This is a genomic window from Lacrimispora sp. 210928-DFI.3.58 (assembly GCF_020554865.1).
In the GTDB taxonomy this organism is placed as follows: Bacteria; Bacillota; Clostridia; order Lachnospirales; family Lachnospiraceae; genus Enterocloster.
Map to the genome: position 1 here is coordinate 1 of NZ_JAJCIC010000055.1, position 17,534 is coordinate 17,534.

The window sequence follows — 17,534 nt, forward strand, 5'->3', positions numbered from 1 at the left end:
ATCAGGTGTCTTAGTGCTTCTTATGTCCGAAACCGGAGCGCCAGACGCCCTCCCGGCCGCCATCTGAACGGTTACCTGGCCAGCAGCTCCGCAAGCCCTTCCAGTGTTTCCACCTGGTTAATCTCATTTCTCAGGGAAGCGGAATGGGGCATTCCCTTTGTGTACCAGGCCATATGGCCGCGCATCTCCCTCATGGCAGTTTTCTCGCCCTTATAATCGGAAAGCATCCTTCCATGGCGGAGTATCATCTCCTGTATCTCCTCCGTGGAAGGCCCCTCCAGCACCTCCCCTGTGTCCAGGTAATGGATGACCCGCTTAAAGAGCCAGGGATTTCCTTTGGCTCCTCTGGCTATCATGATCCCGTCACAGCCAGTCTCCCTAAGCATTCTACCGGCATCCTCCGGCGTGAAAATGTCGCCGTTTCCGATCACCGGAATGCTCACTGCCTCCTTCACCCGGCGGATGATGTCCCAGTCTGCCTTTCCGGAATAATACTGCTCCCTTGTCCGCCCATGGACAGCCACAGCCGCCACGCCGCAGCTCTCTGCCATTTTGGCAAACTCCACTGCATTGGCCTCCTCTTCCCGGAAGCCTTTGCGGAATTTCACTGTCACAGGCTTTTTTACCGCCTTTACCATGGCCGACAGGACCTTCCCAGCCAGGGCCGGATCCCTCATCAGAGCGGAGCCTTCACCGTTGTTCACGATCTTTGGCACAGGACAGCCCATGTTGACGTCAATGGCTGCATATGGCCCCTCCTCCAGCTGCCTGGCAATCTCCGCCATGATATCAGGATCTGAGCCAAAGAGCTGCACTGCCACAGGGCCCTCTCCCGGAGCGACCTCCAAAAGTTCCTTTGTATTCTTATTTTTATAAAGAATGGCTTTGGCGCTTACCATCTCCGTCACAGCCATGCCGCAGCCCTGCTCCCGGCAAAGTAAACGAAATGGCAGGTCTGTAACCCCTGCCATAGGCGCCAGTATCACATTGTTATCAAGAATGGTGTTTCCTATTGTAAGCTTCATATCGTATTTCCATCTATCTATTCCAGATCAAACTCTGTATCTTCTCCCAGGAAAAAGGTCCTGTAATAAAGCTCCAGAGATTCCAGAAGCTCCCTCTTCTCCTCCTGGTACTGCTTGATCTTTAACACGCTGCCGATCTCATCAAAGAGGTAATCCCCCTCATCGCTTGCAACCTTAAATTCCAGATTTCCCTTGTCGTCAAACTCCAGCGTCAGGACTCCGCCCACATCCTCTGTGTAAAGAACGCACATGATATGGAGCTCATCCTTCACTGCCTGGGGCAGGGAATCAAAGTCCTGATTAAAATAATATTTCTGCTCATAAGAGCTGGCTCCGCAGAGCACCACCGTATCCATCATACTCTATCTCCGCAAAAAGGGGGTACAGCCCCAGCACATTGCTCTCCTGCCATACCCTCTTCCTTCTTCTGATAACTTTCCTTAACGTACCAATGCCTTTGCGATCTCGTACTGGTCCTCTGGGATATCCTTTGTCATGTTCAGCGCTTCCTGGATATCATAGTCCACAAACTCGCCGTGTCTGTAAGCCACCAAACGGTTGCTCTTTCCCTCTGCTAAAAGCTTTGCAGCCGTAGCGCCCATGATGGAAGCGTACACTCTGTCCTTGCAGGTAGGCATACCGCCGCGCTGCATGTAGCCCAGGATCGTGGCTCTTGTCTCAATGCCCGTAGCTGCCTCAATGCGCTTTGCCATGGAGCCGGAATGTCCGATGCCCTCTGCATTGATGATGATATTATGCTTTTTGCCTCTCTTACGGTTCTCAATGATCCTGTTGATCAGAGCCTGCTCATCTCCGTCATAGCGCTCAGGAAGAAGGATATCCTCTGCGCCGTTGGCAATGCCGCACCACAATGCAATGTAGCCTGCGTTGCGCCCCATAACCTCGATAATGCTGCAGCGCTCATGAGAGGTGGATGTATCGCGGATCTTATCGATTGCCTCCATTGCTGTATTGACTGCGGTGTCAAAACCGATGGTGTAATCCGTACATGCGATATCCAGGTCAATGGTTCCCGGAAGTCCGATGGTATTGATGCCCAGGGAAGAAAGCTTTCCTGCGCCTCTGAAGGAGCCGTCGCCGCCGATCACCACGATGCCGTCGATTCCGTGCTTGCGGCAGATATCAGCACCCTTCTGCTGTCCCTCCGGTGTGGTAAATTCCTTACATCTGGCCGTATAGAGAATGGTTCCGCCAGTATTAATGATATCAGAAACGCTGGTGGTATCCATATCAATAATTTCCTCGTCCAGAAGGCCGGCATAGCCTCTCATGATGCCCTTTACCTTCAGTCCCTTATTGATCGCCATACGTACCACTGCGCGGATTGCTGCATTCATTCCCGGAGCATCGCCGCCGCTTGTCAAAACTCCAATGGTCTTTACTGCCTTTGCCATAGCAATTTACCTCCTTGTATTAAGCACTCCGGGATATCCTCCCTTGTGCGTTCATTGCTTGTTCCATTTCCCACTCTACACCCAACGCTATTCTAATGCATTTTACGTTGGTTTTCAAGCTCTTTTTCTACTACTTTGACATTATTTTCACCAAGTTGTGCCCGGAGTACTCCCAGAAGCTCCTTTGTGACCTGGACATTCCAGTTGGCAGGCAGGATTTTCTTTGCCCGCTCTGCCTTCAGGTAAATGATCACCTTATCCTTTCCCTCGCTGGTCCTTAAAAGCTCCAAAAGCCTCCCTTCTCCTGCCTGGTAATGCTCCTTATTATCAAACTGGATCCATAATTCCTTTGGAACGGCATCAAAGGGAACTGCCTGCTCACACACCAGCTTTCCTACCGGGTCATCGCCGATGGAGACCCGCCCCCGGATGAAGAGCTTTGCATCCTCCACAAACAGCTCCCTGTGGGCCTCATAATCCTTCGGAAATACAATGACCTCCACAGAACCCATCAGATCCTCCAGAGTGATAAAAGCCATGAGCTGGTTTGTTCTTGTGGTTTTCACCGTTTTTCCTGCTACCATGCCTCCTATGGTGACCTTTGAGCCGTCCTGGACAACTGCCCGTTCCGTCTCCTCATCCACCACAAAATCAGCTGCTGTGGCCGTAATATTCTTCCTCCAGGCCGCCTCATAGTCATCTAAGGGATGTCCGCTGATGTAAACGCCCAAAATCTCCTTTTCAAACGCAAGAAGCTCCTCTTTTGAGTATTCCCCCACATCCGGGAAGGTAATCTGATACTCACTCCTGTCCTCCTCCGGCGCAATATCAAAAAGGCTCAGCTGGCCTTCAAAGCCGTTCTTTCGCTCCTTTGCCTTTGTCTCAAGGAGAGTGGGGGCAACTGCCATCTTCTGCCGCCTTGTCCCCGGAAGAGAATCCATGGCCCCTGATTTGATAAAATTCTCCAGAGTACGCCTGTTGACCTCCTTGCCTGTCATACGGCCCACAAAATCCTCCATGGACCGGAACAGTCCGCCGCTTTTTCTTTCCTCCAGAATGGCATCCACCACAGGGCGGCCCACACTCTTAATGGCGGAAAGCCCGTAGCGGATGGACTCACCTGACACAGAAAAGCCGCTCTCCCCCTCATTGATATCCGGCGGGAGGACCGTGATCCCCATCATGCGCCTGCAGGTCAGGATGTACTCTGAAAACTTGCTCACATTGTCCATCACCGAAGACATGAGAGCTGCCATAAATTCCTTTGGATAATAATATTTTAAATAAGCTGTCTGGTAGGATACCACTGCATAGGCCGCTGCATGGGACTTGTTGAAGGCATATTTTGCAAAATCGATCATCTCATCATAGATATGGTTTGCCGTCTTCTCATCGATCCCGTTTGCCACACAGCCCTTTACGCCCTCTGCCTCATTTCCATAGACAAAGTTCCTGCGCTCTTTTTCCATGACCGAAGTCTTCTTCTTGCTCATGGCGCGGCGTACCAGGTCGCTGCGCCCCATGGTGTAGCCCGCCAGGTCGCGGACGATCTGCATCACCTGCTCCTGGTACACGATACAGCCATAGGTAGGGCTTAAGATCGGCTCCAGCTGCGGGCATTCATAGGTGATGGAGCTCTTATCATTCTTGCCCTTCAAGTACCTGGGGATAAAGTCCATTGGCCCCGGACGGTACAGGGAAATGCCGGCAATGATATCCTCCAGATTCTCCGGCTTCAACTCCTTCATGAAGCTCTTCATCCCGCCGCTTTCCAGCTGGAACACGCCCTCGGTCTTGCCAGTTCCGATGGAGTCCAGTACCTGCTTGTCATTAAAATCAATGTGGTCAATGTCAATGGTGATCCCATAGTCCTTTTCAGCCAGCCGCACCGCATTCTGGATCACAGTCAGTGTCCGAAGGCCCAGGAAATCCATTTTTAAAAGCCCCAGTTCCTCAATGGTCGTCATGGTAAACTGGGTGGTAATGGTGCCGTCTGCTGCTCTGGAAAGGGGTACAAACTCGTCAATGGAACGGCTGCCGATCACCACTCCCGCCGCATGCATGGAGGTGTGCCGCGGAAGGCCCTCCAGACGCTTTGACATGTCAATAAGGTATTTTATCTGGGCATCCTCATTGTAGGCTTTTTTCAGGTCAGGATTCATCTGAAGGGCCTTGTCCAGGGTCATGCCCAGGTCATTAGGTATCATCTTTGCGATCGCATCACAGGCCGCATAGGGCATATCCAGCACACGGCCCACATCCCTCACAACGCCTTTGGCCGCCAGTGTACCGAAGGTAACGATCTGCACCACCTGATCCTTGCCGTATTTCCTCACCACATAGTCAATGACCTCCTGGCGCCGTTCAAAGCAGAAGTCCACGTCGATATCAGGCATAGACACGCGCTCCGGATTCAAAAAGCGCTCAAACAGCAGGTTATAGCGCACCGGGTCAATATTGGTGATCCCCAGGGTATAGGACACCACACTGCCTGCCGCGGAGCCTCTTCCCGGCCCTACGATGATATCCTGAGACCTGGCATAGTTGATAAAGTCCCACACGATCAGGAAGTAGTCCACATACCCCATGGTGCGGATCACATCCAGCTCATATTCCAGGCGCTTCATCAGCGTACCGTCATCCTCCGGATATCTGGTCCTGAAGCCCTCCTTACAGAGATGGTTTAAATAGGTCCAGGAATCAAAGCCCTCCGGCACCTCGTACTTTGGCAGCTTTGTCACGCCGAACTCGATCTCCACGTTGCAGCGCTCTGCGATCCTGTGGGTGTTGTCCAGTGCCTGGGGCGCATAGGAGAAGAGCTTCCTCATCTCCTCCTCTGACTTGCAGTAATACTGGCCGCCCTCGTAGCGCATCCTGTCCTCATCCGCCACCTTCTTGCCTGTCTGGATGCACAGAAGGATATCGTGGGCCTTCTCATCCTCCGCATAGGTATAGTGGATGTCGTTGGTGGCCACCAGCTCCATTCCCGTTTCCCTGCTCATGCGCATGAGCCCCTGGTTCACCATTTTCTGATCCGGCAGCCCGTGGTCCTGGAGCTCCAGAAAGAAATTTCCCTTTCCGAAAATATCCTCATAGCGGCGTGCTGACCGCAGGGCCTCCTCGTACATTCCCCTGGCAAGATACCGCTGTACCTCTCCTGCCAGGCAGGCGCTTAAGGCAATAATGCCCTCGTGATAGGCAGCCAGCAGCTCATAATCCACCCTGGGCTTATAGTAGAAGCCGTCTACAAAGCCTTTGGACACGATCTTCATCAGGTTTTCATAGCCCTTGTTGTTCTCAGCCAGCAGCACCAGATGGTAGTATCTGTCCTCACCGCTTGTATTCTCCCGGTCAAACCGGGAGCCCGGAGCCACATAGACCTCGCAGCCCAGTATGGGCTTGATGCCTGCTTCCCTGGCTGCCTTGTAAAAATCAATGACGCCGTACATCACGCCGTGGTCCGTGATCGCCAGGCTGTCCATGCCCAGCTCCTTTGCTCTGGCTGTCAGTTCTTTTATCTTTGAAGAGCCATCCAACAGGCTGTACTCTGTGTGGACATGCAAATGTGTAAAAGCCATAAAATTCTCCTGTACAAAAATCCCTGATATGTCATCTTGATCTGTTTATATTTAAGTGTAGCATAAATCATTACAAATGGAAAGATTTATAAAACCAGAAAACCAGACAGCCCAAAAGCCGTCTGGTCCCTTTCCAAATCTATATAAGCCACGGGAAAGATCCTAGTGGTTCTGCAGATACTTCTCGATCCTGGCAACTGCCTCTTCCTCATCGCTGCCGTCTGCCTCTACCATAATGGTCTCACCTGTAACCAATCCAAGAGTCATCATGCCCATAATGCTCTTTGCGTTCACACGCTTTGCATCTGCCTCCAGATAAATCTTGCTGTCATACTGGCTGGCTACTTGAACGAGCATAGCCGCCGGTCTGGCCTCCAGCCCGGATGATAACTCAATCTTAATGAATTTCTTTACCATAATTATCCTCCTCATTCCTGATGAATGCCCGGCGGTCCTGATACGCCGCCGCCCCGGCGTCTCTGCCGGTAAAGTGTCTAATCTGACGCAGGAGCCTTCCCGCGCAGATCCTCCGCAATAAGGCTTAACTTTCTCAGCCTGTGGTTCACTCCTGATTTCCCCACCGGCGGATCCAGAGCCTCCCCAAGCTCCTTCAAAGTCGCCTCCGGCCGTTCCAGACGCACCCTTGCCATTTCCTGAAGATTCTCAGGCAAAGACTCAAGTCCGGCAGTATCACGGATATACCGGATATCCTCCATCTGCTTTACTGCTGCGGAAACGGTCTTGTTTATATTTGCAGTCTCACAATTCACCTTGCGGTTGACGTTACCCCTCATCTCTCTCAGAATGCGGATATTCTCCAGCTCCATGAGAGCCACCGAGGCCTCCATCACTCCCAGGATGTCCACGATCTGGCTGCCTTCCTTGATATAGACCACATAGTACTTCTTGCGGAGTACGATCTTCGCATCAATATCAAAAGCAGCGATCAGTCCCTGAAGCTGTCTTGCCTTTGCCATGGTTCCGCACACGATCTCAAAGTGGTAAAACCTTTCGGGATCGCTGATAGACCCGGCTGCAAGGAAAGCTCCGCGTACAAAGGCCCTCCGGCAGCATGGATTCTGTACCACCATGTTCTTTACAAGAGAAAGTTCCTCCCCCACCTCTCCGTTGGCGTCCAGAAACTTCACTGCCTGCAGTACCCTTAACGCATCCTCATGTTCTTTGACTGCTACTATATATGTCCGATTCCCTGTAAGCTTTCCGCTTTGACGAATCGAGACATCCGTATTTATATTAAATGTTTTTTTCAATAATGTAAAGTATTTTCTTGCAACTGCCACATTTTCCGTCTGTATTTCAATGGAAAAATGATCCAGGGCCGAAATCTTCACACGTCCGCAGAGACTCAATATGGCAGCGGTCTCTGCAATCTGGCAATGACGGGCAGCTGGAAACTGCCTGGAGAGCTCATCCTTTGTCCTGGATGAAAATGACATCGCGGCCACCACCCTTCCCTGCTTTAAGCTGGCGGCTCACTGCAGCCGCCTGTCTTTATCAATATCCCTGTGCTCCATTTTGATCCCGTACTGTCCCCTGTCCTTCAAATGTCCGTAAAGGGCCTCCGCCACTGTGACAGAGCGGTGCTTTCCCCCGGTGCAGCCCACGGCGATCACCAGCTGGTTCTTCCCTTCGCCGATGTAATTGGGAAGCAGGAAATCGATCATATCATAAAGCTTTGTGAGAAAGGCCTCCGCCGTTCCTCCCTGCATCACATAATCACGTACTACCTGCTGCTCTCCTGTGAGGGGGCGCAGCTCCTCCACATAATAGGGGTTAGGCAGAAAGCGCACATCAAATACCAGGTCTGCGTCCTCAGGTATGCCGTACTTAAATCCAAAGGAAAGTACGGTGATGAACATGTTGCTGAATTTCTCATTTTGGATAAAGATCTTCTCCAGCTCCTGGCGCAGCTCCCTTGTGAGGAGCTTGCTGGTGTCGATGATATAATCCGCATCCTTCTTTAAAAAGGCAAGCTTTTCCCTCTCCTTCGCAATGCCCTTGTCCAGACGCCCTGTTCCGGCCAGGGGATGGCTCCTCCTGGTCTCCTTATAGCGCTTGATCAGGGTGGGATCGCTGGCATCCAGGAACAATATCTGGAAATTCAGCTCCTGCTTTCTCCAGTTTTCAAACACCGCTTCCAGCTGGCTGATCTCATCACCGCTTCGTATGTCGATTCCCAGGGCTGCCTGGGTGATCTCGCTGCCCCCTGCCACCAGCTGGACAAATTTGTCCACCAGGGAAATGGGCAGATTATCTACACAGTAGAATCCCAGATCCTCCAGCATCTTAAGGGCAATGGTTTTTCCTGCACCGGACATTCCGGTTACGATCACAAGCTTCATCTGTATACCTCATGGCAAAATGCCGGGCTTCCTTCAGCCGTTCCCAGCTATTTCAGGCTGCAGCAGGTCTAAAATTCTCCCAGCTTCTTTACCTCCATTTCCAGCTCCACGCCGGACATGGCTTTTACTCTTTCTTTTATATGATTGCAAAGGCCTATCACATCCGCAGCCGTGGCATTGTCCCTGTTGATGACAAAACCGCAGTGCTTCTCTGATACCTGGGCTCCTCCCACACGGCAGCCCTTTAAGCCCGCGTCCTCGATCAGCTTACCTGCAAAATACCCCTCCGGCCGCTTAAAGGTGCTTCCGGCACTGTGATATTCCAAAGGCTGCTTTTCTCTTCTCCTGGCTGCCAGCTCCTTCATCCTGGACACAATGGCATCCTTCTCTCCCGGCAGCAGGCGGAAGGCTGCCTCCAGGACAATATAATGTCTGGAGGGAATGCAGCTGGTGCGGTAGCCCAGTTCAAGCTCCTCCCCGGATAAGGTGAGCACCCGGCCCTCCTCTGTCATGACCCTTGCCCAGGCAAGGACGTCCTTGATCTCAGAACCATAGGCTCCTGCGTTCATCACCAGAGCGCCTCCTACTGTTCCTGGAATACCTGCTGCAAATTCAAATCCTGTCAGGGATCTCTCAAGAGCCAGGCTGGCAGCCCGGCTAAGAAGCTCTCCTGCTCCTGCTATGAGACAGCTGCCTTCTGTGCGCCGCCAGGCAAAGCCATCCTCCATGGCGATCACAACGCCGTCATAGCCCTTGTCGCTGACAAGAAGGTTGCTGCCGTTCCCAAGCACCGTATAAGGCAGTCCGCGGCCTCTGCACAGCCTTAAGACAGCTGACAGCTCCTCCTCATTTCCAGGACTTACAAAGGCCCCTGCAGGCCCTCCTATGCGGAAGGTGGTATGGCGGGCCATAGGCTCATTCATCCGAAGGTATGCATTTTCTGAAACAAGTATGGATTTCAGAGTCTGTTCCAAATCAAACATGAATTTCCTCGCTTACCTAATTTTGACCGGCTTTTCCCAGGTTGGCCTGGACGCGGTTGTACAGCTCCTTCGCCGCATTATATCCCATCTTCTTCTGGCGGTAGTTGACAGCTGCAGATTCCACGATGATGGCCAGGTTACGGCCTGGGCGGATGGGGATGGTATGGCATACGATCCGGTTGCCCAAAAACTCCGTATACTGGTCCTCCAGGCCCAGTCTGTCATATTCCTTATCGCGGCTCCAGTCCTCCAGCTTGATCACCATGTCGATGGACTGGGTATCCTTTACGCTCTCTACGCCGTACAGCGCCTTTACATCGATGATGCCGATTCCGCGAAGCTCGATAAAGTGCTTCGTGATATCCGGAGCGCTTCCAACCAGCGTATCATCGCTTACTCTGCGTATCTCTACCACATCGTCCGTGATCAGGCGGTGTCCCCTCTTTATGAGCTCCAGGGCAGCCTCGCTCTTGCCGATGCCGCTCTCACCCATGATCAGGACGCCCTCGCCGAATACATCGATAAGAACGCCATGGATGCTGATACAGGGAGCCAGCTTCACATTGAGCCAGCGGATGATCTCAGCCATAAGGGCAGAGGTGGTCTTGTCGGAAACCAGACATGGAACGCCGTAATAATTGCAGAATTCCAGCAGGTCCTCATCCGGATCCTGGCCGCGGCTGAACACAAGGCAGGGGATCTGGCTGGAGGTGAGCTTATCGTACATCTCCCTCTTCTTTTCCCGTTCTATGGTATTAATATATGCCTGCTCCACATAGCCGATGATCTGTACACGCTCTCTGTCAAAATGGTCAAAAAAGCCTGTGAGCTGCAATGCCGGGCGGTTCACATCAGGATGTGTCAGCACGATCTTGTCCGTGTCAATATCCGGCGTGGTATTGCGAAGTTTTAACCGTTCGATAAATTCTGTTATTGTTACTCCATGCATGGTATCTCTATGCTCCCTTCATCTGATTCAAAAGAGGAACGTCTTCCCCTTTCAGCTTACTATAAAAACTTTGCCGCCGCAACGCGGCACTAAATTCAGGTATGCCAAATGCGCCCGCCAGGTTTTCTTGGTGTGGTGGCGCGTCCGCTGCCGGGCGCATGCAGGCTTACTATAAAAACTCTGCCGCCGCAAGGCGGCACTAAATCCAGGTATTCCCCATGTGCCTGTCAGACCTTCACGGTGCGGCAGCGCGCTAACCGCCGGGCACATACAGGTTTTCTATCATACTATCACATATTTTACATGTTGTCATGCATTTTCTCTCCCTCCGGGGCCTTGTGGAAAAATGCATATACAGCTTCAGCAGCCCGCCTGTTCATCTGGGGCGTCTCCTCCAGCATTTCCACAGAAGCGCTGCGGATGGCCTCAATATCCTTAAACTGGCGCATAAGGGCCTTCCTTCGGGCCGGACCGATACCTGGGATGTCGTCCAGCACGGATTTCACCTGGCCCTTGCCCCTTAAGCTTCTGTGGTACTCAATGGCAAAGCGGTGGGCCTCGTCCTGTATCCTGGTGATCAGCCGGAAGCCCTCGCTGTGCCTGTCAATGGGCACCTCCACATTTTCATAGTAAAGCCCTCTTGTCCTGTGATTATCATCCTTTACCATGCCGCACACCGGGATATGGAGCCCCAGCCTGTCTAAGACCTCCAAAGCAATGTTCACCTGACCGCGTCCGCCGTCCATCATGATGAGATCCGGGAATCTGGTGAAGCTTCCCATTCTGATATCTCCGCCCTCACGGACCAGCTCCTTTGCCTCCTCCATGCCGTGAGAAAACCGCCTTGTGAGGACTTCCTCCATGGAAGCGTAGTCATTTGGTCCCCGGACTGTCCTGATCTTAAACTTCCTGTAGTCGCTGCGCTTTGGCCTTCCGTCCTCATACACCACCATGGAGCCCACAGACTCCACGCCGCTTGTATTGGAAATATCAAATGCCTCGATGCGGCGGATGCCTTCAATTCCGATCAGGCCTCCAATCTGGTTCATGGCTCCGATGGTGCGCAGCTCCTCCCGCTTGATACGCTCCTTATCCTGGGACAGCACCAGGGCCGCATTCCTGGCAGCCAGCTCTACCAGCCGCTCCTTCTCTCCCTTTTTGGGGACAACGACCTTCACCTTCTGACCGCGTTTTCCGCTGAGCCATTCGCTGATGATCTCCTGGTCTGCCAGCGGATACTGGACCCACAGCTCCCGTGGGATAAAAGGTGTTCCCGCATAGAACTGCTTTACGAAGCTGTCCAGGATGTCCTGCTCCTGCTCTGCCGTAGCCACCGACAGGTGGAAATGGTCCCTTCCGATGAGCTTTCCCTCGCGGATAAAAAACACCTGCACTACTGCGTCCTTTTCATCCTTTGCCATTGCCACAATGTCGCGGTCCTCCATGCTGCTGCTTGTGATCTTCTGCTTCTGGGCCACCTGCTTTACACTGTTTAAAAGCTCCCTGTACTCAATGGCCTTTTCAAAGTCCAACGCCTCAGAGGCCTTCTGCATATCGGACTCCAGTTTTTTTAACAGCGGATCATACCGGCCTCCCAAAAAGTCCAGGGCAAGGCCGAAATTTTTCTGGTAATCCTCCTTTGAAATATAACCCTGGCAGGGCCCGTCACACTGCTTGATGTGATAGTTCAGACAGGGCCTGTCCTTCCCGATGTCCTTCGGAAGGCTTCTGCTGCAGGTGCGGATGCGGTACAGCTTGTGTATCAGATCCAGGGTATCCTTCACTGCCCCTGCACTGGTGTAAGGGCCGAAATACTTGCTGCGCCCGTCCTTTTTCAGATCCCTGGCAAACAGAAGGCGTGGAAAATCCTCTCCCACCGTTGCCTTGATGTAGGGATAGCTCTTGTCATCCTTTAACATGGTATTGTACCTGGGCCTGTGCTCCTTGATCAGGTTGCACTCCAGCACCAGGGCCTCCAGCTCGGAATCTGTCAGGATATACTCAAACCATGCGATATGGGATACCATCTGCTCGATCTTAGCCGTCTTGTTGCGGCTGCTCTGAAAATACTGCCTCACCCTGTTCTTTAAGCTGATAGCCTTACCAATATAGATGATCTCATCCCTGTTGTTATGCATAAGATAAACCCCCGGACTGGCCGGGAGTTTCTTTAGTTCCTCTTCCAGATCAAACACTGTCTTCACCGTCCCTTATGAATCCCGCCTGCGCAGATGGGAGCCGTCATAGCGCTGCATCAGAAGCACAGACTGACGGATAGCCTCCAGCTGCTCTCCTGCCGTCTTTCCCTCTGACTCTGCCTTAAGCCCCAGGGATAGACAGATGCAGTCCAGCTCCCGCTGTCCCACATGGCCTTCCATGGCCTTTAAAAGCTCCAGCTTTTCCTTTATGTCGGAAGCATCCAGAAAGGCGTCCAGATAGCGGTTCTCCATCTGAGGCTGGGGATCTGGCTCCGGGGAAAGGCATAAACCACTGTTCTCAGAAATACTGCCATCCTCAAAGGAGCTGCCGCCCTCAGAGATCCTGCCGGGCATCACCCGCTCAAACCGGTATGTCTGGGAGGCATCCGGGTACTTTTCCCGGTCCACCGGACTCAAAAACATGTCTAATGGCCGTACATACACCTTATAATCCCCATAAAGAGCCTGGTATACCACCATCTGCTCCCCTGTCTCCGAGTGAGTCGCCACTGCCACTACCTGGTATAGTTTATTCTTAAAATGCTTGTAAAATGCACCGGGAACCGGTATCCTGTCCATTCTTATGCGCCTCTTTCCTTCTATAAAGCTGTATTCATTTTCCCTGGCACTTCCTGGGGATCCTGCACGTCTGCCGGCTCTTCCTTCTCCGGCTCCGCCGCTGCCCTGGACTCTGCAATCGCCTTTTCTTCCTCTTTTGCTGCCTCTGGCGTCAAGAGCCCTCCGTAATGATAACTCACCCCGGCATCCCAGAGGATCCACTCATCATATCCCGCGTCATAGACAGCCTGTATCTGCTGACGGACCTGTTCATCTCCATAGTCAATATAGTGCTCCAGATAGGAGGCTGTAAAGTCCTGGAGCCAAGGCCGCACCACCGCCTGGCGCTTTTCCTCTACCCCGGCATCCCTGCAGGCAGCCAAAACCTCCTTCGATCCCTTTAATGCCTGGTAAACAGTATCATAAGGCTGGGTATCCGGATGCTCAATTCCGAAATTTCCCGGCCCGTAATGGGAGGGATATATCATTGGACAGAGATAATCCAAATGCTCTGCCATGGCCCCATAATCCTGGCCCACGGAATCCGCATCCTCCCCACTTTTGATGATAGCTCCGAACACGTCCGCAGACACGAACAGGCCTTCTCCCGCCAGCTCCTCATAGGCATAGGAAATAAACTCCGTGATCGCCTGTTTCTTATCCCGGCCCAGGGTATCAGCCTCATCAAATACCACATCCTTCATGGTACGGTCCACTGCAAACCGGATATAGTCGAACTGGATCTCCTCAAAGCCCATTTCCCCTGCCTTTTTTCCCACCTCCACCAGATAGTCCCAGACCTCTCTCCTGTATGGATTCACCCAGGCCAGCCCCTGCCTGTCACGGTAAATGCTGCCATCCGCCAAATGCAGGCTCCACTCCGGCTTCTGCTCTGCCAGATAGGGATCACGGAAAGCCACTACCCTGGCAATGGGATAAATGCCGTGGTCCTTCAGCTTTTTGATAAGCCCCGGCATATCGCCGATAAAGGCCTGGCATGCACCGATCTCATTCACTGTAGGGGAATCCATGGAAAAGGTAATGCGTCCCTGATCATCCTTCACATCAATGACAACTGCATTCAGCTCCGTTGCATCGATCTGCTCAATGATGCTGTCCATCATTTCCCCTGTCCCGGCTACATAGGCAGACACATAGATCCCCTTTACCTTCACCGGATCTCTCCGTGGATATGCGGATAGGATCAGCGCTTCTTCCTCTGTTTTTTCTTCTTCCGCTTCCTCCGTCACTGTCCCATCCTCTGACTCTGCCGTCTGTTCTTCTGCCGCGGTGATCTCACTGGAGGGCTCATACCTGGTACAGCCCGCCAATGCCGCTGCCAGCAGTCCTGCTGCAATCCATCTCTTCATCTGTAACCCCTGTCTTTCTCCCCATTGTTCCCACTATCATAGCATATTTTAAGGAGTTTGTACATAAATCATGTCTTTTTTGTTACAGATTCATTAAGTTTCCCCACTTTCTGTAAAATATGGCAAAAAGCCCCGGCGGAAACAGGTTATTCTGTTCCCGCCAGGGCCTTTCCATGGTTTTCAATTATGCCTCTGCCAGATGCTTCTTCAATGTTGCTCTTACAGCGCCCTTTCCAGCGATCAGCTCTGCGAAGATGCTCTCCACATACTCGCCAAGTCCTGCCTCATAGAGATCAACGCCAAAGATCTTTGCATCGCTTAAGATTGGCTGCAGTACTGCGTGAACGTCGCAGGCCTCTCCTACCTTTACGCCTGCCAGCTTCGCAGCCAGTCCCTCGTACATTGGATCCGGGCTTACGGTAAAGGTATTGCCCTCATCATCTACGCCCAGCAGGTAACGGCACCAGCCAGCCTGTACCATTGGGATGAACTTTAAGGACTTCACATCCAGTTCAGGGCTTGCGATGTATTCCTTGATGGTCTCACCAAAGCGGATAGACAGCTTCTGGGAGGTATCGCAGGCAATTCTCTGTGGTGTATCAGGCATAAATGGGTTCGGTACACGGATCTGAAGAACCTCATCAATGAACTTCTTCGGAGAAAGAATGCCTGGGTCAGTAACAACAGGAAGCCCCTCTTTGTAGCCGATGATCTCTACCAGCTTTACCAGATCCTCGTCCTTCATCTCCTCGCTGATCTTTGTGTAGCCCAGCAGGCAGCCGTATACGGCCAGTGTGGTATGAAGCGGATTTAAGCAGGTGCAAACCTTCATGCGCTCTACGCGCTCTACTGTCTCTCTGGTGGTGAACATCACACCGGACTGATCCAGTGCAGGACGGCCGTTGGGGAATGCATCCTCGATCACCAGGTACTGTGCCTCCTCCGCATTTACGAAAGGAGCAACATAGGTGTTCTTGCTGGTAACAATGTTGTCTGTATCTGTGAAGCCGCAGTCCTCCAGCATCTTCTTTACACTGTCATCCGGACGTGGGGTGATCTTGTCGATCATGCTCCATGGGAAGGAAACACTTGCAGGATTCTCAATGTAAGCTAAGAAGCCCTCCTCTGCCAGGCCGTTCTTTACCCATGCCTTTGCATAAGCGTCAACTGCTGCAAACAGCTTGTCTCCATTGTGAGAGCAGTTATCCATGCTGACTAAGGCCAGAGGAGCTGCACCCTGTGTATATCTCCAGTAGCAGAGAGATGCCAGCTTTCCGATGTAGCTGTCAGCCTTCTCCGGGCCTGCTGCAAAGTCAGCCTCTACATCCGGGCGGAAGGATCCGTCTGCTGTGGAAATGCTGTAGCCCTTCTCTGTGATGGTAAAGCTTACCATCTGGAGAGTCTTGCTTCCGAAGATCTCTTTTAAACGGCTCCAGTCAGCCTCGTCCTGACGGTCTACGGTCAGAGACTCTGCCAGGCTTCCGATCACGGTCTTCTCAATGGTTCCGTTTGCCTTCAGGGTAACTAACAGGCTCAGATCATCCTGTGGACGGTATGCCTTCTTGATGATCTCATAATCATATCCCTCTGCTACGATAATACCTGTCTTCTCCACACCTTCATTCAGCAGCTTCTGCTGCAGTGCTGCCGGGAATGCACGGAAAATGTTGCCTGCTCCAAAATGTACCCACTGCGGGCACTCCTTTGTTGCTGCCTTCATAGCTTCCCTGTCAAACTTTGGCAGTTCAATCTGGGCTGCCTCCCACTGCTCCCTGTTTTTCAGTTCGCTGTCTAATAAATGCATAACCTTTCCCTCCTGATTAAATAGTTACATTGCTCTCATGCTTGCGTTCTGCATTTCGTATCTTTATCTTACCACCTTCGGTCAAAATAATCCATATCCCTTTTTGTTTATTATATTGCAAAACTTGCGGTCACTTCACATTTCTGCTCGCACGATCTCCCTGACAATCTCACAATGAATAGGGATCCTGCACAGAGGATTTTTCTGATTGCAGCAAAAAAGACTGGTTTCCCAGTCCTTTCCAATTTTTATATTTCTTTCATTTACTGCACTGCATTGATCAATATCAGCGCTGCTGCCAATATGACCCATGCAAAGCTTCCAAGTACTTTTCTGACATTCATACTGCTCTGCCTCCTGGAATGTACATAAGTGCCTCTTTCCGGCGCCTATCTTTTATCCGTTCTCTTATTATACAAATTTATCACAAAAAAGCAAGCGCTTTTTTTCTTAGTCTGTCTTACAATTTCTTTAATTTTTGTTTCCTTTGCCGGGGAAATCCGGGCTGTTCCTGCGTTCTTTAATATGTGAAATTTATGGGGCTGCCTTTATTTTTCACCTTATAAATCAGTAAATTCCGCCTTTTACAAGAAAAAATCCGGTTTTAAGATATAATTGATTTAAATTATGCCCACCATCTACTACTCTCAAGAAAAGAGGATGCATCGTGATTACATATGAACCATTCTGGAACACTCTGAAAAATTCCAATGAAACCACCTATACATTGATCAATATCCATAGCATCTCCAGCGCTACCATTGACCGCTTAAGGAAAAATAAGCCATTAAGCACCACCACCATCAATGATCTCTGCCGTATTTTAAACTGTGGGATTACGGATATCATCTATTATTCCCCCTCCGAGAGCGATCAAAAATTATAAAATATCCGGACATGTGAAATGACCGGTCGGGGAACCGGTCATTTCAGGAGAAGGTATTTCGTTTCTTATGGGGTGTAGCAAAAACTATATAATGTATTGGGGGGTTACGTCTATTATAATAGCACAGAGTATCAAAAAAGTGTGCACAAAGTTCACAAATTCTGTCCTCCGTTTTTGTGCATTTTCCCCTGAACATAAAAAAAGAAGTTCGATTGCAAACGTCTCCGCCTGCGGCGGGCCGCTTTGGCGGCATCATTCCGCTCCGCCGTAGTGCGATCCTGCCGGTCGGTTTGTTACATAGGAGACTCCAAAGGAGTTTTCTATGTAAAAAGAATCCTGCATCGCAGGATTCTCCGCCTGCGGCGGGCCGCTTTGGCGGCATCATTCCGCTCCGCCGTAGTGCGA

General features: G+C 51.5%; 14 protein-coding genes. 1 reads left to right on the top strand and 13 read right to left on the bottom strand.

The annotated features are described in order from the left end of the window. Positions 1 to 71 precede the first annotated feature (71 nt). The 13 genes from dusB to LIZ87_RS20495 all read right to left on the bottom strand — a co-directional run bounded on the left by dusB (position 72) and on the right by LIZ87_RS20495 (position 16,243). Entirely contained in the window at positions 72 to 1,025 is a 954-nt protein-coding gene (dusB, locus tag LIZ87_RS20435) for a tRNA dihydrouridine synthase DusB (protein ID WP_227149014.1), read from the bottom strand. Positions 1,026 to 1,042: 17 nt separating this feature from the next. Further along, positions 1,043 to 1,384: a DUF6145 family protein gene (locus LIZ87_RS20440; protein WP_178316608.1), complete on the bottom strand. Its 342-nt coding sequence runs from the start codon at positions 1,382 to 1,384 to the stop codon at positions 1,043 to 1,045. 81 nt (positions 1,385 to 1,465) lie between these two features. After that, entirely contained in the window at positions 1,466 to 2,440 is a 975-nt protein-coding gene (gene pfkA / locus LIZ87_RS20445; RefSeq protein WP_178316609.1) for a 6-phosphofructokinase, read from the bottom strand. Positions 2,441 to 2,532: 92 nt separating this feature from the next. After that, positions 2,533 to 6,018: a DNA polymerase III subunit alpha gene (locus LIZ87_RS20450; RefSeq protein ID WP_227149015.1), complete on the bottom strand. Its 3,486-nt coding sequence runs from the start codon at positions 6,016 to 6,018 to the stop codon at positions 2,533 to 2,535. A gap of 162 nt (positions 6,019 to 6,180) precedes the next feature. Beyond that, positions 6,181 to 6,435, bottom strand: coding sequence for an HPr family phosphocarrier protein (locus tag LIZ87_RS20455; protein WP_227149016.1), 255 nt, complete (start codon positions 6,433 to 6,435; stop codon positions 6,181 to 6,183). Positions 6,436 to 6,512: 77 nt separating this feature from the next. Continuing rightward, entirely contained in the window at positions 6,513 to 7,475 is a 963-nt protein-coding gene (gene whiA, locus LIZ87_RS20460) for a DNA-binding protein WhiA (RefSeq protein WP_227149017.1), read from the bottom strand. Positions 7,476 to 7,511: 36 nt separating this feature from the next. Continuing rightward, positions 7,512 to 8,381: an RNase adapter RapZ gene (rapZ, locus tag LIZ87_RS20465; RefSeq protein ID WP_227149018.1), complete on the bottom strand. Its 870-nt coding sequence runs from the start codon at positions 8,379 to 8,381 to the stop codon at positions 7,512 to 7,514. Positions 8,382 to 8,449: 68 nt separating this feature from the next. After that, complete coding sequence (gene murB / locus LIZ87_RS20470) at positions 8,450 to 9,364, bottom strand: UDP-N-acetylmuramate dehydrogenase (RefSeq protein ID WP_227149019.1); 915 nt, start codon at positions 9,362 to 9,364, stop codon at positions 8,450 to 8,452. A 16-nt stretch (positions 9,365 to 9,380) separates the two neighbouring features. Beyond that, positions 9,381 to 10,313 (bottom strand): HPr(Ser) kinase/phosphatase, encoded by a 933-nt coding sequence (gene hprK, locus LIZ87_RS20475; RefSeq protein ID WP_227149020.1) that lies wholly within the window; start codon positions 10,311 to 10,313, stop codon positions 9,381 to 9,383. A gap of 299 nt (positions 10,314 to 10,612) precedes the next feature. Then, on the bottom strand, positions 10,613 to 12,508 hold the full coding sequence (gene uvrC / locus LIZ87_RS20480) for an excinuclease ABC subunit UvrC (RefSeq protein WP_227149024.1): 1,896 nt from the start codon (positions 12,506 to 12,508) through the stop codon (positions 10,613 to 10,615). Positions 12,509 to 12,523: 15 nt separating this feature from the next. Further along, positions 12,524 to 13,090 carry a DUF1653 domain-containing protein gene (locus LIZ87_RS20485; RefSeq protein WP_227149021.1) on the bottom strand — a complete coding sequence of 189 codons (567 nt, stop codon included), beginning with the start codon at positions 13,088 to 13,090 and terminating at the stop codon, positions 12,524 to 12,526. Between the two features lie 20 nt (positions 13,091 to 13,110). Next, a complete protein-coding gene (locus tag LIZ87_RS20490; protein ID WP_227149022.1) occupies positions 13,111 to 14,439 on the bottom strand; it encodes a putative glycoside hydrolase in 1,329 nt (442 codons plus the stop codon). Positions 14,440 to 14,623: 184 nt separating this feature from the next. Next, complete coding sequence (locus LIZ87_RS20495; protein ID WP_178313278.1) at positions 14,624 to 16,243, bottom strand: mannitol dehydrogenase family protein; 1,620 nt, start codon at positions 16,241 to 16,243, stop codon at positions 14,624 to 14,626. Positions 16,244 to 16,910: 667 nt separating this feature from the next. On the opposite strand from LIZ87_RS20495, the gene LIZ87_RS20500 reads away from it, so the two are divergent. After that, entirely contained in the window at positions 16,911 to 17,129 is a 219-nt protein-coding gene (locus LIZ87_RS20500) for a helix-turn-helix domain-containing protein (protein WP_227149023.1), read from the top strand. Positions 17,130 to 17,534 lie beyond the last annotated feature (405 nt).

What these genes read in the sequence shown, in the direction of transcription:
- LIZ87_RS20455 (WP_227149016.1), bottom strand. Translation starts at nt 6,435, where the DNA reads ATGGTAAAGAAATTCATTAAGATTGAGTTATCATCCGGGCTGGAGGCC.
- LIZ87_RS20450 (WP_227149015.1), bottom strand. Translation starts at nt 6,018, where the DNA reads ATGGCTTTTACACATTTGCATGTCCACACAGAGTACAGCCTGTTGGAT.
- LIZ87_RS20490 (WP_227149022.1), bottom strand. Translation starts at nt 14,439, where the DNA reads ATGAAGAGATGGATTGCAGCAGGACTGCTGGCAGCGGCATTGGCGGGC.
- murB (WP_227149019.1), bottom strand. Translation starts at nt 9,364, where the DNA reads ATGTTTGATTTGGAACAGACTCTGAAATCCATACTTGTTTCAGAAAAT.
- LIZ87_RS20495 (WP_178313278.1), bottom strand. Translation starts at nt 16,243, where the DNA reads ATGCATTTATTAGACAGCGAACTGAAAAACAGGGAGCAGTGGGAGGCA.
- hprK (WP_227149020.1), bottom strand. Translation starts at nt 10,313, where the DNA reads ATGCATGGAGTAACAATAACAGAATTTATCGAACGGTTAAAACTTCGC.
- LIZ87_RS20485 (WP_227149021.1), bottom strand. Translation starts at nt 13,090, where the DNA reads ATGGACAGGATACCGGTTCCCGGTGCATTTTACAAGCATTTTAAGAAT.
- pfkA (WP_178316609.1), bottom strand. Translation starts at nt 2,440, where the DNA reads ATGGCAAAGGCAGTAAAGACCATTGGAGTTTTGACAAGCGGCGGCGAT.
- rapZ (WP_227149018.1), bottom strand. Translation starts at nt 8,381, where the DNA reads ATGAAGCTTGTGATCGTAACCGGAATGTCCGGTGCAGGAAAAACCATT.
- LIZ87_RS20440 (WP_178316608.1), bottom strand. Translation starts at nt 1,384, where the DNA reads ATGATGGATACGGTGGTGCTCTGCGGAGCCAGCTCTTATGAGCAGAAA.
- dusB (WP_227149014.1), bottom strand. Translation starts at nt 1,025, where the DNA reads ATGAAGCTTACAATAGGAAACACCATTCTTGATAACAATGTGATACTG.
- whiA (WP_227149017.1), bottom strand. Translation starts at nt 7,475, where the DNA reads ATGTCATTTTCATCCAGGACAAAGGATGAGCTCTCCAGGCAGTTTCCA.